The 14270-nt window shown below is 67.7% G+C and carries 18 protein-coding genes; 8 read left to right on the top strand and 10 right to left on the bottom strand.

The window, feature by feature from the left end; all coding sequences use genetic code 11:
• The first annotated feature begins 73 nt into the window (after nt 1-73).
• The gene (locus ACQPYM_RS36940; RefSeq protein ID WP_433010279.1) at nt 74-937 is read left to right on the top strand and encodes a phytanoyl-CoA dioxygenase family protein; all 864 of its coding nucleotides are present in this window, start codon (nt 74-76) and stop codon (nt 935-937) included.
• Nucleotides 934-1257, top strand: coding sequence for a hypothetical protein (locus ACQPYM_RS36935; protein ID WP_433010276.1), 324 nt, complete (start codon nt 934-936; stop codon nt 1255-1257). Before ACQPYM_RS36940 ends, ACQPYM_RS36935 begins: the two co-directional genes overlap by 4 nt.
• 10 nt (nt 1258-1267) lie before the next feature.
• On the opposite strand, the gene ACQPYM_RS36930 is transcribed toward ACQPYM_RS36935, so the two are convergent.
• Nucleotides 1268-2287, bottom strand: coding sequence for a lactonase family protein (locus ACQPYM_RS36930; protein WP_433010274.1), 1020 nt, complete (start codon nt 2285-2287; stop codon nt 1268-1270).
• Nucleotides 2288-2346: 59 nt separating this feature from the next.
• Between ACQPYM_RS36930 and ACQPYM_RS36925 the strand changes: the two genes are divergently transcribed.
• Complete coding sequence (locus ACQPYM_RS36925) at nt 2347-3195, top strand: arylamine N-acetyltransferase family protein (RefSeq protein WP_433010271.1); 849 nt, start codon at nt 2347-2349, stop codon at nt 3193-3195.
• A 117-nt stretch (nt 3196-3312) separates the two neighbouring features.
• Nucleotides 3313-4305, top strand: coding sequence for an IS481 family transposase (locus tag ACQPYM_RS36920; protein WP_433010268.1), 993 nt, complete (start codon nt 3313-3315; stop codon nt 4303-4305).
• Here ACQPYM_RS36920 and ACQPYM_RS36915 read toward each other — a convergent pair.
• Entirely contained in the window at nt 4302-4715 is a 414-nt protein-coding gene (locus ACQPYM_RS36915; RefSeq protein ID WP_433010264.1) for a MarR family winged helix-turn-helix transcriptional regulator, read from the bottom strand. The genes ACQPYM_RS36920 and ACQPYM_RS36915 overlap by 4 nt on opposite strands.
• Before the next feature lie 91 nt (nt 4716-4806).
• Here ACQPYM_RS36915 and ACQPYM_RS36910 point away from each other — a divergent pair, with 91 nt between their 5' ends.
• Nucleotides 4807-5691, top strand: a complete 885-nt coding sequence (locus ACQPYM_RS36910) for an LLM class flavin-dependent oxidoreductase (RefSeq protein ID WP_433010261.1) — start codon at nt 4807-4809, stop codon at nt 5689-5691.
• A gap of 10 nt (nt 5692-5701) precedes the next feature.
• Here the strand turns inward: ACQPYM_RS36910 and ACQPYM_RS36905 are convergent, their stop codons facing one another.
• Genes ACQPYM_RS36905 through ACQPYM_RS36895 form a run of 3 tightly spaced genes read right to left on the bottom strand, consistent with a single transcriptional unit; the run spans nt 5702 to nt 7831 of the window.
• Nucleotides 5702-6394: an RraA family protein gene (locus ACQPYM_RS36905; protein WP_433010258.1), complete on the bottom strand. Its 693-nt coding sequence runs from the start codon at nt 6392-6394 to the stop codon at nt 5702-5704.
• A 55-nt stretch (nt 6395-6449) separates the two neighbouring features.
• The gene (locus ACQPYM_RS36900) at nt 6450-6992 is read right to left on the bottom strand and encodes an AAA family ATPase (RefSeq protein WP_433010255.1); all 543 of its coding nucleotides are present in this window, start codon (nt 6990-6992) and stop codon (nt 6450-6452) included.
• Between the two features lie 32 nt (nt 6993-7024).
• Nucleotides 7025-7831 (bottom strand): isocitrate lyase/PEP mutase family protein, encoded by an 807-nt coding sequence (locus ACQPYM_RS36895; RefSeq protein ID WP_433010252.1) that lies wholly within the window; start codon nt 7829-7831, stop codon nt 7025-7027.
• Nucleotides 7832-8001: 170 nt separating this feature from the next.
• Between ACQPYM_RS36895 and ACQPYM_RS36890 the strand changes: the two genes are divergently transcribed.
• Nucleotides 8002-8796 (top strand): class I SAM-dependent methyltransferase, encoded by a 795-nt coding sequence (locus ACQPYM_RS36890; RefSeq protein ID WP_433010250.1) that lies wholly within the window; start codon nt 8002-8004, stop codon nt 8794-8796.
• A gap of 9 nt (nt 8797-8805) precedes the next feature.
• Here ACQPYM_RS36890 and ACQPYM_RS36885 read toward each other — a convergent pair whose 3' ends face one another.
• From ACQPYM_RS36885 to ACQPYM_RS36875, 3 genes are all read right to left on the bottom strand, one after another.
• Entirely contained in the window at nt 8806-9186 is a 381-nt protein-coding gene (locus ACQPYM_RS36885) for a VOC family protein (RefSeq protein WP_433010247.1), read from the bottom strand.
• A gap of 10 nt (nt 9187-9196) precedes the next feature.
• Complete coding sequence (locus tag ACQPYM_RS36880; protein ID WP_433010244.1) at nt 9197-10042, bottom strand: TrmH family RNA methyltransferase; 846 nt, start codon at nt 10040-10042, stop codon at nt 9197-9199.
• 63 nt (nt 10043-10105) lie between these two features.
• The gene (locus ACQPYM_RS36875) at nt 10106-10975 is read right to left on the bottom strand and encodes an alpha/beta fold hydrolase (RefSeq protein WP_433010241.1); all 870 of its coding nucleotides are present in this window, start codon (nt 10973-10975) and stop codon (nt 10106-10108) included.
• A 68-nt stretch (nt 10976-11043) separates the two neighbouring features.
• Here ACQPYM_RS36875 and ACQPYM_RS36870 point away from each other — a divergent pair, with 68 nt between their 5' ends.
• Nucleotides 11044-11526 (top strand): CGNR zinc finger domain-containing protein, encoded by a 483-nt coding sequence (locus ACQPYM_RS36870; protein ID WP_433010239.1) that lies wholly within the window; start codon nt 11044-11046, stop codon nt 11524-11526.
• 94 nt (nt 11527-11620) lie between these two features.
• Here ACQPYM_RS36870 and ACQPYM_RS36865 read toward each other — a convergent pair whose 3' ends face one another.
• Together ACQPYM_RS36865 and ACQPYM_RS36860 are read right to left on the bottom strand one after the other, a co-directional pair.
• Nucleotides 11621-12811, bottom strand: coding sequence for a TerC family protein (locus ACQPYM_RS36865; protein ID WP_433010236.1), 1191 nt, complete (start codon nt 12809-12811; stop codon nt 11621-11623).
• 125 nt (nt 12812-12936) lie between these two features.
• Nucleotides 12937-13497 carry a helix-turn-helix domain-containing protein gene (locus tag ACQPYM_RS36860; protein WP_433010233.1) on the bottom strand — a complete coding sequence of 187 codons (561 nt, stop codon included), beginning with the start codon at nt 13495-13497 and terminating at the stop codon, nt 12937-12939.
• Between the two features lie 39 nt (nt 13498-13536).
• Between ACQPYM_RS36860 and ACQPYM_RS36855 the strand changes: the two genes are divergently transcribed.
• Nucleotides 13537-14061, top strand: a complete 525-nt coding sequence (locus ACQPYM_RS36855; RefSeq protein WP_433010230.1) for an N-acetyltransferase family protein — start codon at nt 13537-13539, stop codon at nt 14059-14061.
• The last annotated feature ends 209 nt before the right edge of the window (nt 14062-14270 follow it).

Genomic DNA, 14270 nt, shown 5'->3' with positions numbered 1-14270 from the left:
CCCACGCATTCCGGCAACACCTCTCCCTAGCCTGGAGGAGTAGAGACCACTAGTCGCCCCGAAAGGGAGAGACATGCCGCATCCGCATCGCAAGAACCTTCTCACCTCCGTCCAGATGGCCAGTTTCGTCGCCACCGGCGCGTTCCGGATGGACGCGGTCGTCCCGGACGAGATGAACCAGCAGGCGATCGACGTCCTCAAGGCCGGCATTCCCGGCGTCCCGTACGGCACCCCGCTGTCGGAGGCGTTCGTGGACAGCAAGTTCGTCCAGCGGCTGGTGCAGCTGCCGGAGGTCGCCGGCGCGATCCACAGCCTGGTCGGCCCGGAGCCGACCGTCGACCACCACGCGGTCCACATCCGCAAGGCGAACGAGGGTGAGGCGCAGAACCTGCACGGCGACGCGATCATCGACGTCCGCGAGGACGCCTTCGACGTCCAGCTCATGTACTACCCGCAGGAGGTGACGCTCGAGATGGGCGGCACGCTCAGCGTCCCCGGCAGTCACCTGCGCAGGACCAACGAGTCGGACACCGGCCGGTACCAGAACCTGCTCGGCCAGACCCGCCTCACCTGCCCGGCCGGCACGGTCGTCTTCCTGCACCACGGCATCTGGCACGGCGGCCGCAAGAACGACAGCGACATCGACCGCTACATGTTCAAGATCCGCTTCAACCCGACCGTCCGCCAGGTCCGGCTGTGGAACACCGACGACCTGTACGACGACCAGGTGGCCGCCGAGCTCGGCCAGAGCTTCCCCTGGTACGAGAACGCCACCGGCCGGCTGGAGATCTACAACCGGGTCAAGTTGTGGCAGGCCCTCACCGGCGACGACACCTACGACCCGGACTACTGGGTCACCCGGGTGTCGAACCGCCCGCGCCGCATAGTCGCGCAGCGCAGCCTCAACCCGCACGCAGCAAAGAAGGAGATGGCATGAGCATCACCCCTGACCAGCAAGCCCTCGGTCTCCAGGCCATCGACGGGCCGGCGGTCCGTCAGCAGGTGCTGGTGCTCTACCTGGCCTCCTCCGCGCTGGACTCGCGCACGGTCGGTTGGTCGACGTACGACGGGACCGGTGCGACGACACCCACCACGGGTGACTCCGACGTCCCGCCGTACGCCAGTGGACTCGACGCGCTCAAGGACGGCTGGCGGCTGTTCCAGGCGGCGCAGCTGCTCCCGCCGCAGCCGGGTCACGAGTACGACGTGTCGTTCCTGAAGCACGAGTTCTTCTTCGAGAAGCTCGTCGCCGGCTGAGAGCTCTGCGCTAGAGCGGCAGGACACAGACCGGTTTTGGCCAGTTCAGCGGCGTCCCCGTTGCGGTGAGGGCGCCGCTGCTCTGGTCGATGGTGAACACCGCGATCGTGTCCGAACGCTCGTTCGCGGCGTACAGGTGGTTTCCATCTTGGCTGAAGGCGAGGTGCCGCGGCCAGGTCCCACCGGATCCGATCGTCTGGATCAGCTTCGCCTCGAGTCCGTCCGCGCCGGTCCCGAACACCGCGATCGTGTCGTCACCGCGGTTGGAGCCGTAGACGAACCGGCCGTCCGCCGACACCAGCACCTCGGCCGGGAAGTTGTCGCCTTCGACACCTTCAGGTCGCGTCGACAGCGTCTGTACTACGGCCAGCTCGCCCTCGGCGAAGCTGCACACGATGAGCGTCGAGTCGAGCTCGTTGATCAGGTACGCCGCCGCGCCGCCCGGGTGGAAGACGAGATGCCGCGGCCCGGCCCCGGGGTGGACCTGGAGCCGGCTCACCTCTTCCAGCCGGCCAGCCGTGCTCAGCGTCGAGACGTGGACCGAGTCCGCGCCGAGATCGATGTCGAAGGCAAACGATCCCGACGGGTCGAAGGTGACCTGGTGGGCGTGCGGGCCCTCCTGGCGTTCCTGGTTCGGCCCGGTGCCGTCGCGCTCCAGGATCTGGGTCGGGTCGCCGAGCGATCCGTTCGCCTTGATCGGGTGGATCGCGATCGAGCCGGACCCGTAGTTGGCCGACAGCACGAACCTGCCGGACGGGTCGACCGCCAGGTGGCAGGGGTGTTCGCCACCGGTCGGCTGGTGATTGAGGAACTCCAGAGTGCCGCCCTCGCCGACCGCGAAGGCGCTGACCCGGCCGGCGTCCAGCTCGTTGGTCGCGTACAGGAACCGGCGGTCGGCCGAGAACGCCAGGAACGACGGATTGGCACTCTCGGCAGCTACGCGCAAACCAGCCGCGGTACCGAACCCGATGCCGTCGCCGCCACCTTCCTGAGTGGTGTAACTACCGACAAAGATCTGCTCCGAAGTCATGCCCACACCCTGCCAGGTAACCGCTCGGGGAGCACCCTCCGGCCTCGTAGGCTCAGCTCATGGACACCACCGCCTTCCTCCGCCACATCGGCGTCGCCGAGCATCCACACCCGAGTCTTGAAGGACTCTGTGCGGTGCACGAAGCCTTCGTCGGCGCGGTGCCGTACGAGAGCGTGCAGTTCCAGTTCGGCGGCGGGGGACCGTTGAATCCTGAGACGGTTGCGGCCCGCATCATGGCTAGCGAGGCCGGCGGGTACTGCTTCCAGCTCAACGGCGTCCTTGCTCACCTGCTGACCGAGCTGGGTTATCAGGTGACGAAGCATCGCGGCGGGGTGCAGACCAAGACCCAGCCGGCCCAGGTGGACTCCAGGCATCTGGTGCTGACCGTTCGCCTCGGCTCCGAGGACTGGATTGCGGATGCGGGTCTGGGCGATGGCCTGGTTCGGCCGCTGCGGGCGGAGGTCGGCGCGAAGGCTGACCAGGTGCCCTTCGAGCTGACCTTGCGGAGGTCGGATGTCGTCGACGGCTGGCGGCTGGACTACGACCCGCGGAGCAGTCTGCTGGGGATGGACTTCGAGGATGCTCCGGCCACTCTCGCGGACTTCGAGGAGCAGCACCGGTTCCTGTCGCTCGCGCCTGACTCGCCGTTCGTCCGGGTGGCCTCGGCCTTCCTGCGTCGGGTCGACAACCTCGCGGTCATCCGGTCGGTCGGCTTCACCCAGACGTACGCGGACCGGGTGGACGATCGGATCATCGAGAGCCAGAGGGAGTACTTCGACGTACTGGCTGACGTCTTCCTGTTGCCGCTCCCGCAGTTGTCGGGCGCTGATCGAGACGCGTTGTGGCGACGTGTCTGGACGCAGTACGAGGACTTCCTGGCCGCTCAGGAGGCCGCCGCGACGACCTAGATGTGATGTCCAGGGAGGTTGGCCCGCCTTGTGGCGGTGAGTCGGTGTGACAGGTGAAGGCCTCCGGTTGTGAAGTGGAGCTGTCTAAGGAACCGCTTCACCAAACCGGAGGCCTTCGTGTCCCACGTTAACGCGACTCTGACCCCACGCACCCGGCTACGGCTGGCGCGTCTGATCGTCGATCAGGGCTGGACCTACGCCGCGGCGGCGAAAATGTTCATGGTTGCCGCCAAGACGGCGCGCAAGTGGGCCGAGCGGTACCGGGCCGAAGGGGCCGCTGGGATGGCTGACCGCAGCTCCCGCCCACACCACAGCCCCGCCAAGACACCGCCGCATCTGGTACGCCGGATCGTGCGACTGCGCTGGCGCCACCGGCTCGGCCCGGTCCAGATCGCCGGCCGGCTCGGCGTCGCGGCCTCGACCGTGCACGCCGTACTGGTCCGCTGCCGGGTCAACCGCCTGTCCCGCGTCGACCGGGTCACCGGCGAACCGCTGCGCCGCTACGAACACGACCACCCCGGCTCGCTGATACACGTCGATGTCACCAAGTTCGCCAACATCCCCGACGGCGGAGGCCACCGCTTCGTCGGCCGCCAGCAGGGCTACCAAAATCAGCTCGCCACACCCGGCCTGCCCAAGGGCAAGGACTACAAACCCCGCACCGGCAAAGCCTTCCTGCACACCGTCATCGACGACCACTCCCGCGTCGCCTACGCCGAGATCCACACCGACGAGAAAGCCGACACCGCCGCCGGAGTACTCCAGCGGGCCGTCGCCTGGTACGCCGACCACGGCGTCACCGTCGAACGCGTCCTGTCCGACAACGGGTCCTGCTACCGCTCATTCGCCTGGCGCGACACCTGCGCAGCACTCGGCATCACCCCGAAACGGACCCGGCCCTACCGGCCACAAACCAACGGCAAGATCGAACGCTTCCACCGCACCCTGGCCGACGGCTGGGCCTACGCCCGGTTCTACACCTCAACCGACCAACGCAACACAGCCCTGCCCGGCTGGCTCCACTTCTACAATCATCACCGGGCCCACTCCGCAATCGGCGGCAGGCCACCAGTCAGCCGACTGACCAACGTCCCTGGACATCACACCTAGAGCGTTATCTGGGTGATTGCTTTGAGCAAGGTTTTGCGGGCTGCGGGGGAGACCATTGACGTCAGCGCTTCGACGCGGTCGGTGAAGGCGGTGTGGGCCTGGTCGGCGAGGGTGTGGCCCTCGGGAGTCAGCGCGATCTGACAGGCGCGGCGGTCGGTCGGGTGGGCATTGCGCGCGACCAGGGAGCGGCGTTCCAGACGGTCGACCATGCTGGTCAGGCTGGAGCGCTCGATGCTGAGGATGCGGCTCAGATCCGTCATGCCCTGCGGGCCGCAGAGTAGGACGCAGAGCAGGTGGGCCTGCTGGGGAGTGAGGCCCAGCGGGCGGCTCGTCTCGGCGTACAGGTCCTGGAGGACGTGCATCAGTGTCACCAGGGAGCCGACCAGCTCGGTATCCGTGTTCGTTGCCACGCCCCCACTGTAGTCCGGTCTTCGGACTGTTCGTGGTTCTAACAATTAGGAGGGCTAGTATTTAGGCCTGCGAACTACTTTGGAGGACAAGATGACTGTGCGCTTCGGCTACGGCTCGCCAGCGGACGTCCGGGCGGCGGGGGAGATCGTCCGGCTCGCCGAGCAGGCCGACCGGGACGGGCTCGACCTCTTCTCGCTGTCGGACCACCCGTATCTCCCCGACCTGCTCGACCCCTACGCGACGCTTTCCTTCGTGCTCGGCCGCACGACCCGCATCTCCGCGCTGGCCAACGTCACGAATCTCCCGCTGAGACCAGCGCCGATGCTCGCCCGTACTGCGTCCTCGCTGACCGCAATCTCCGACGGCAGGTTCGTGCTCGGCCTGGGCGCGGGCGGCGCGTGGGACAAGATCACGACGATGGGAGTAGAGCCCGTTCGCCCGGCCGAAGCCGTCAAGGCGTTCGAGCAGGCGATGATCCTGATCCGCCAACTCTCCGGCGGCGGCCCGGCCATCACCGACCCGTACTACGGCGTGACCTCGCTCGCGCCCTCCCGATTCCCGGCGCCACCGATCTGGACGGGTTCCAACGGCCCCAAGTCGTTGGCCGCAACGGGTCGCCAGGCCGACGGCTGGATCCCTGGGCACGCCGCCGACTGGCTCAGCGAGCGGTACCGGTGGTCCCGGCCGATCATCGACGAGGCGGCCTTGTCCGTCGGCCGCAAACCGTCCGAGGTCGCCACCATCTTCAACTTCCCGGGGCGGATCACGACCCAGCCGCTCGCCCAGACCCGCGACGGCAACGGCAGCTGGATCGGCGGCTCACCCGCTCAATGGGTGGAGGAGCTGACCGGCGCCGTACTCGAGCACGGCGCCGCCGGCTTCATTCTCTTCCCGACCGGCCCCGACCCCTTCGAAACCACGTTGAGCCGCTGGTCCCAGGAAGTCGTCCCCGCCGTCCGCGCCGCGATCGCCTGAGCGACTGGGACTACTCCTCGATGGCGCCGCCGACGCCGCGCAGGTGTTCGCGGAAGGTCAGCGACGGACGCTGCTTGCGCGCCGCGAGATAGGCGTCGAAGCGGACCTGCTCGCGCAACGACGTACCGGAGCGGATCAGGTCGGCCTGCTGGCGTTCGGTCGCCTGGATCGCCTCCGCGAGGTCGAACAGTTCGTCGACACGGTCCGCCGGGACGAAGATGATGCCGTCCTCGTCGCCCAGTACGACGTCATCGCTCGTGACCGTCCACTCGGCGACTTTGGCGAGTTGCAGCGCATCGTCCGGCAGCGGATCGAGGCGCAGCGGGCCGGTGGGCATCGCGCCGAGGCTGTAAACCGGCAGGCCGATCGCCCGGATGTCGACGGTGTCGCGATGCAGTCCCCAGACGACCAGGCCGGAGATGCCGGCCGCTTGTGCTTCCAGCACGACCAGGTCGCCGACGCAGGCCTCGTCGCGCCGGGCGCCGTTGTCGACGACAAGCACATCACCGGGCTCGGCCGACCCGAACGCTTCCAGGAAGACATCGACACTGCCGACATGCTGCGCCGGCAACACCCGCCCAGCGAGGCGACCTGGTGTGACGGGTTGCAGCGACACCGTCCGTACTTCGATACCGGCGCGCAGGCAGGCGTCGGCGACATGAGGAGTGGTCAGATTCTCGAACCGCTTCAGCAGAGGACCCATTCCCTGACCTTAGTCAGAGAATCGATACCCCACCAGAAGTATTCAGTACTCCGGCCTAGCGCTCGAGAAACCGGACGAGTTCGGGCAGACCTGGGCGATAGCCGTCGGAGGTGTCGACCGTGATGGTCGGGACGGGGAGTGAGATCGGGTTGAAGCTGTCATGGCTGCGGCGCCAGGTGTCGGCGGAGCGGTGCCCGTCCTCGTGCGCCTTGCGGAGAGTGTTCTCGGCGGCGCGCGTCGCGATGCGGTCGTGCGCGATCTCGGCCGGCACCGCGCAGTGGATGATCCGCAGTTCGGCCAGCCCCAGGAACGGCGTCAGCCCCGGACGCCAGACATGATCCTGGAAGGCGGCCTCGGCCACCACCGACGACCCGCGCCCGATCAGCAGCCCGATCACGTCGAAGAACGTCGTCAGGGTCCGCATCGTCAGCGGATCACCCGGCCCCGGTACGAAGCCCGGGTTCGCGTGCACCATTCCTTCTTTGATCTCGTCCCGGCAGACAGCAGGACACCCCACCGCGCCGGCCACCCGATGAGCCAACGTCGTCTTGCCACTCCCGGGAGGCCCACTCACCACCACCAGCATCGGCTTCGCCACCCGCGCACCCTAGCGCGCTGTCGTCCCGCGGTTCACCGCAATAGTTTGTTGTTTGCGGCGAAGTCCGCGGCTGCGGACAGTGCGTTGTAGGTGCCGGCGGTAAGGAGTTCTGAGGCGGCTGCGGCAGCCAGTCCGTAGGCGCCCGCGCTGATGGCCGGCCCGATGCTGATCCGGGCGACACCCAGCGCGGCCAGTTCCGCGATGGTCGGAGCGCCGGCGCCGGTCATCACGTTCAGCGGAAGAGGTGACCCGGCAACCAGTTCGCGGATGGTGTCGGCGTCGACCACACCTGGTACGAAGAGCACGTCCGCCCCCGCGTCGGCGTACAGGCGGGCTCTTTCGAGGGTGCCGGTGCCGTCGCCGAAGAGGTGGGTGTCGGTCCGGGCGTTGATCACCAGGTCGATGCCTGCGGCAACTGCTGCCTCGCGGGCGGCGGCGATGCGCTCGGCCAGAAACGCCGGCTCGGTCAGCACGTGGTCGACGCTGTCTTCGAGATTGATGCCGACGACACCGATCGCGAGAACTTCGGTCACGGTCGCGCCGACCTCGGCCGGCGTCGCGCCGTACCCGGACTCCAGGTCCGCGGTGATCGGTACGGAGACCACGTTCGCGATCCGCCGCAGTACTGCGAGCGCCGTGTCGCGGGTGAGCCCGCCGGCGTCCGCGACCCCCTCGGCCCAGGAGACGCCGGCACTCGTCGTCGCGACAGCCTTGGCGCCGGCCGCCTCGATGGCGCGTGCCGATCCGGGATCCCACGCGTTCGGCAGGACCAGCGGCCCGTCGTCATGCAGCGCCCGGAAAGCCCGAGCCTGTGCCTGCCGGTCAACCTCTGCGCGCACTTCTTCCTCCTGGTTACTGCGTTGTGTGGAGTCCAAGGTTCGCCTGGGGTCCGCCCTCGGGTCTGGCCATTTTCGGACATCTTCGTGGCATCCAATTAGTGAGACGATATGTCTCACAAAGCAAGATTTGACGCTAGGGTGAGCGTGACGGCGAGGACGAAGGAGTCCCCATGAACAACGTGTACACCCACGGCCACCATGAATCCGTACTGCGCTCGCACAGCTGGCGTACCGCCGAGAACTCGGCCGGCTACCTGTTGGCGCATCTCCGGCCGGGTCTGTCGCTGCTGGACATCGGCGCGGGCCCCGGCACCATCACGGCGGACCTCGCCCGGCTGGTCCAACCCGGTCGGACGACGGCCCTCGAGGCCAGTGAGAAGGCGCTCGACGTCACCCGCGCGACCTTCGCCAAGCTGGACATCGAGGTCGACTTCGTCGTCAGCGACGTGCACCGGCTCGACCTGCCGGACGACTCCTACGACGTGGTTCACGCTCACCAGGTCCTGCAGCACGTCGCCGACCCAGTGCAAGCGCTCCGCGAGATGCGGCGCGTCTGCAAACCGGGCGGCATCGTCGCGGCCAGAGACTCGGACTACAGCGCCTTCGCCTGGTTCCCGCAACTGCCCGAGCTGGACGAATGGATGGCGCTGTACCAACGCATGGCCCGCGCGAACAGCGGTGAGCCGGACGCCGGCCGGCGCCTACTCTCCTGGGCGCTGGAGGCTGGATTCGAGAAGGTCGAGGCGACGGCGAGCAACTGGACGTTCACCAGCGAAGCGGACCGCGCTTGGTGGGGCGGCATGTGGGCCGACCGCGTCCTGCAGTCCGCGCTGGCCGCTCAGGCGCTGGCGTCCGGCGTACCGCAGGAAGACCTTGACCGCATCTCGGCCGCCTGGCTCGCGTGGGCTGCGGACCCGGCCGGTTTCATCTCCCTGCTCCATGGCGAGATCATCGCCGTTGCCTGAAGCAACTGGTCAGCCGGCCAGAACGACCAGGTAGTTGTCCGGGTCGCGGAGCCAGATCTCCTCGTGGCCGGCGTTCGGGTTGTGGTGAAGGTCGGTCTGGATGGTCGCGCCGGCCGCCTTGACCTGCGCCACGGCGGCCGCGAGCTGATCGACCTCGAACCACACGGCCACACCGTTGCCCAGCGGCAACGAGGGGTCGCCGATCGTCCCATGATGATGACCAAGCTCCAGCTTGTGCAACTGAAGGACCATGGTGCCGTCCACCATGATCTGCTCGTACTCCGGTCCGCCGTGGCCGCTCGTCGCGCCCAGCACAGCGCAGTACCAGGCGCTGCTCTTCTCGACGTCGGTCACGGCGATCATGGTCTGGGTTCGGATGGTTGCGCTCATGGTGGGGACGCTATGCGTTGGTGGCGCCGCCGGTCTTGAAGGAATGGGAACGCTGGCGGGAGACCTCGTAGAGGACGGCCGTCGCGGCGTTCGCGGCGTTCAGCGAACTGGCGGACCCGCTCATCGGGATGCGGAGCAGGTGGTCGGCGAGTTCCTTCCAGGCCGTGCTGAGCCCGGAGGTCTCGTTGCCGATCAGGAGCAGGGTCGGCCGGGTCAGGTCGAAGTCGAAGATGTCGGCCTCGCCCTTCTCGTCGGTGCCGACCACCACAATCGGCGTACCGAGGGCGCGTTGCTGCTCGACCCAGGCCATCACCTCGCGCTGCGACGGCACCCGCACGGCCGGCAGTGCGAACAGTGAACCCGTGCTGGCCCGGACCGCCTTCGGGTCGTAGACGTCGGCGGCATGCCCGGTGACGATCAGGCCGTCGGCGCCGAACGCGTCGGCCGAGCGGATGATCGAGCCGATGTTGCCCGGGGCGGTCGGACGGTCGAAGACGACGCCGAGGAAGTCCGGTCCCACGGTGATCCGGGTGAGGTCGTCGGCGGGCATCTCCACGACGGCGATCAGCTCGGGTGGGGTCTCGTCCTTCTCGCCGAGCTCGGCCAGCAGTTCCGGCGCCATGCTCACCCGCTCGGCGCCTCGCTGAGACTGCAACAGGTCGGCGGCCCAGCGCGACAACGGCCGCTCCGAGTCGTGGATGAGGACCCGGATGGTCCAGCCGTGCTCGACCGCCAAGGTGATCGGCCGGACGCCCTGGACGAGGAACTCGCCGGCCCGGAGTCGCTTGTTCCGGTTGCCCAGCAGCGCGTGCCACACCTGGAACCGCGCATTCCGGCTACTGATCCGCTGCGCCACAGCCCACTCCTCGTCCGCCCATAGGCCACCACCCTATGAGCGGTTTCCTCACTGTACTGACGGCTACCCCACTTTGCGGTCCAGGAAGTCCCGGATCAGGTCGGCGATCTCGGCGGCGTTCGACTCGAGCGCAAAGTGACCGGCGTCGAGGAGGTGGATCTCGGCCTCCGGGAGGTCGCGTTGGAAGGCCTTCGCGCCGGCGGCCGGGAAGATCTCGTCGTTCGCGCCCCAGGCGGCGAGCAGCGGCACCTGGCTGGTCCGGAAGTACTCCTGGAACTTCGGGTAGAGCCTGAAGTTGTCGGGATACGTGCGGACCAGGTCGAGCTGCACCTGCTCGGCGCCGGGCCGCGCGAGCAGCGACAGGTCGTGCTGCCACGCGTCCGGGCTGAGCAGGCTCTGATCCGGCACGCCGTGCTGGTACTGCCACTTCACCATCGCCGGGCTCTGCATCTCGGCGGCCGCATCGGCGGTCTCCGGCGTCGGGTCGGCGGCGTACGCGAGAACTTCCGCCCACATCTTTTCGACCAGCCCGTCCTCGTAGGCGTTCCCGTTCTGGGTGATGATCGCCGTGATCCGCTCCGGGTGCTCCACCGCCATCCGCCAGGCGATCGGCGCGCCGTAGTCCTGCACATAGAGCGCGTACTGCGTCAGGCCGAGCTTCTCGGTGAAGGCGGTCGTCAGGGCGGCCAGCGCGGCGAAGCTGTACTCGAACTCGTCGGCCTGCGGCATCGCCGAATAGCCGAAGCCGAGGTGGTCGGGCGCGATCACGTGGTACCGGTCCGCCAGCAGCGGGATCAGGTTGCGGAACATGTGCGAGCTGGTCGGAAACCCGTGCAGGAGCAGCAGAACCGGCGCATCGGCCGGACCGGCCTCGCGGTAGAAGAGCTGGTGGCCGCCGACCTCGACGGTGCGGTGATGAACGGTCATCATCATCTAACCCCTTTGGAAGTTTTATCTGGTTACAAACGTGAGCTAACACTACGGTGATGTAACCTGTCAACATGGCCAATGGGGTTATATCTGACGAGGCGGTGCTGCTCGAGCTGCTCAACTCGGCGCGGATTGTCGACGGCGTACCGATTGACGAGCTCCGCGGTGCGGGCGCCTCCGACTGGCTGCGAGCGCACGGCATCCCCGGTACTCCGAAGGCCGTGCGCGAGCTTCGCGACGCCATCGCCGGCGTAGTACGGGGTCAGCAGCCGCCGGCAGTTCTCCAGCGGTTCGTCGACGGGATGCGCCAGGTGCCGGTGGTGGGGGAGTCCGGGGTGGAGTGGAAGGTGGAACGTGGCCGGTTCGCGTCCCGGGCTGTGCTTGCCTGGTCCGGGTTGCAGGGTCGGTTGCGGCCGTGTGAGAACGACGCCGAGTGCAGGTTGTTCCTCATCGACCGGAGCAAGGCGAATGCGCGGCGCTGGTGCTCGATGTCAACGTGTGGCAACCGGTTGAAGGCTCGGCGGCATCAGGATCGGGTGCGCAGTACGGGCTGACGGTGGGCTTCGCAGTACCGGCTGAGGACGGGGCTTCGCGGTACGGGCGGTGGGCTTCGTAGTACGGGTTGTCGGTGGGCTTCGTGGTACGGGGTCAGGGGTTTGTGGTGGCGGAGTTGCGGCTTTCGGTGACGCGGGCGCAGAGTTCCATCAGTTCGGGCTCGTTCTTGACGATCTGCCGCGCCTTCGGGCCCAGCGCGATGATGTGATCGCGGGATTCTTCCAGCCGACCGAAGAGACGCTCTCGCTCAGCAGCGTCGTTGGTGTACTCCGCGTCCAGGTAGGCGAGCGCGTCGCGGCGGATGTTGGCCATCGCGGTCTGCGTGCGGCCGCGGGTGCTGAACAGGGACGCCAGGATCGTGACCAGCAGGACGACCACGATGACCACCAGGGACAGGCCGGTGCTGATCTCCGCGACCTCGACGTGGTGGCCGGCGTTGATGAACGGCAGGTTGTTCTCGTGCAGGGCGTGCAGGATCAGCTTCGCGCCGATGAAGGCGAGGATCGCGGCCAGCCCGAAGGACAGATAGATCAGCCGGTCCAGCAGGCCGTCGAGCAGGAAGTAGAGCTGACGCAGGCCGAGCAGGCTGAACGCGGTGGCGGTGAACACGATGAACACGTTCTGGGTCAGCCCGAAGATGGCCGGGATCGAGTCCAGCGCGAACATCAGGTCGGTGCCGCCGATCGCCACCATCACCAGCAGCATCGGCGTCATCATCCGGCGGCCGTCCTGGCGGGTGATCAGCCGGTCGCCGTCGTACGACTCGCTGGTGGGGAGGAGACGGCGGGCGAGCCGGACGATCACGTTCTGGGCCGAGTGCGACTCCTCCGTCTGCGGTTTGACCATGTTGCCCGCGGTCATCAGCAGGACGAGACCGAACAGGTAGAACACCCAGGAGAAGGTGTTCAGCAGCGCCGAGCCGAGGAAGATGAAGCCGGTCCGGGCGATCAGTGAGATGACGATGCCGGCCAGCAGTACCTTCTGCTGGTTCTCCCGGGGCACCCGGAAGCTCGTCATGATGATCAGGAAGACGAACAGGTTGTCGACCGACAACGCCTTCTCGGTGATGTAGCCCGCGAAGTACTCCGAGCCGGTGCCGGCGCCGCCGACCAGGAGCAGGCCGACTCCGAAGAGCAGCGCGATACCGACGTACACGCTGGACCAGAGCGCGGCCTCGCGCAGGGTCGGGACGTGGGCGCTGCGGACGTGGAAGAAGTAGTCGAAGGCGAGCAGGGCGAGGATTCCCAGCACCGTCAGGGTCCAGGCCAAGGGGGAAACGGTCATCGTCGCGTTCCGATCACGAGGGGCCGGACTCAGCCAACCACGGTCGGCGGCGTGCTGTCGCCGAACGACTCGGATTTGGGACGGTCGCGCCTCGCCGTCGCGGGTTGCCGGATCGGCGTACCGGGTCAGCGGTCTTTGACCAGGGCAACCAGGTAGCGGCAGGGGGACTTTGTCGGGTTGATGAACGTGCAGGGGGCGGGGGTGCCGAGCTGGAGGCAGTCGCCGGTGGAGAGATGGTGCAGTACGTCGCCCTCGCGGAAGTGCAGGTCGCCCTCGAGGATCCAGATCTGCTGGTATTTGAAGGTGTAGGCGTCGGCTGGGTAGGACACCTCGGCGCCGGGTGGGAGCTCGACCTCGACGAGTTCGAGCGGGCCTTCGGTGGCGGGGGAGACGGCTCGGCGGCGGTAGCCGGTTGCCGGGTCGGTCCAGGTCGGCTGGTCGACGGCGCGACGGAGGAGTTCCCCGGAACCGCCTTCGGCGCGGGCAACGAGCTCGGACAGCGTCAGCCCGAGCGCGCCGGAGAGGCGGCCGAGCAGGACGGCGGTCGGCTGGGCCTCGCCGCGTTCGATCTTGCCGATCATCGCTCGCGAGACACCGGAGCGGTCGGCCAGCGCGTTCACCGAGAGATCGCGGCTCATCCTGGCGGACTGCAGCGTCGCGGCGAGCGAGGCAGACAAGGGATCCATGATTGCCACTATAGCGGCAGATGCGGCTACTATTGTGGCATGGGGAAGATCCGAGACGCCACCGAACTGGATGCCGAGGCCTGCGCGGCGATCTACACGCCGTACGTGCACGACACCGCCATCACCTTCGAACTCGACCCACCGACGGCGCGAGAGATGGCTGAGCGGATCGCTCGGGCGGTTCGTACGCATGCTTGGTTGGTGCTCGAGGATGACGAAGGTCGGGTGGTCGGGTACGCGTACGGCGGACCGATGAAGCCGCGGGCGGCGTACCGGTGGTCTTGTGAGGTTTCCATCTATCTGGAGATTGGGAGGCGGCGTGCTGGTGGGGGGAGGGCGTTGTACGAGGCTCTCTTTGAGCGGCTGGCGGCGCGCGGCTATCGCACGGCGATCGCCGGTATGACGCTTCCGAACCCGGCGAGTGAGGGGCTGCATGCGGCGCTAGGCTTCGAGCCGATCGGCACTTACCGAAAGATCGGCTGGAAACACGACAGTTGGCACGACGTCGCCTGGTCCCAACTCACCCTCGCCACCGGCGAAGACCCACCCGCCGAACCGACGTAGAACAGCCCCCACGCCGGCTCCGACGGCCGCTCCTCCGCTGGGTTGTTCCCCACGCCGGCTCCGACGGCCGCTCCTGCGTCGCGTCCTTTGTCGCTGGCTCCCACCCACCCCGGGGCGCGGGCTCCTTCGTCGCCCGCTTGGTGAAGGCGAACCGGGTCGGCCGCGTTTGTCGGGTGGGCGTGGGGCGGCTCTGCGGCTCGGTTGGGGCG

It is taken from the genome of Kribbella sp. CA-294648, from assembly GCF_050943845.1.
GTDB lineage: Bacteria > Actinomycetota > Actinomycetes > Propionibacteriales > Kribbellaceae > Kribbella.
This window is presented reverse-complemented; position numbering and strand designations above follow the sequence as displayed.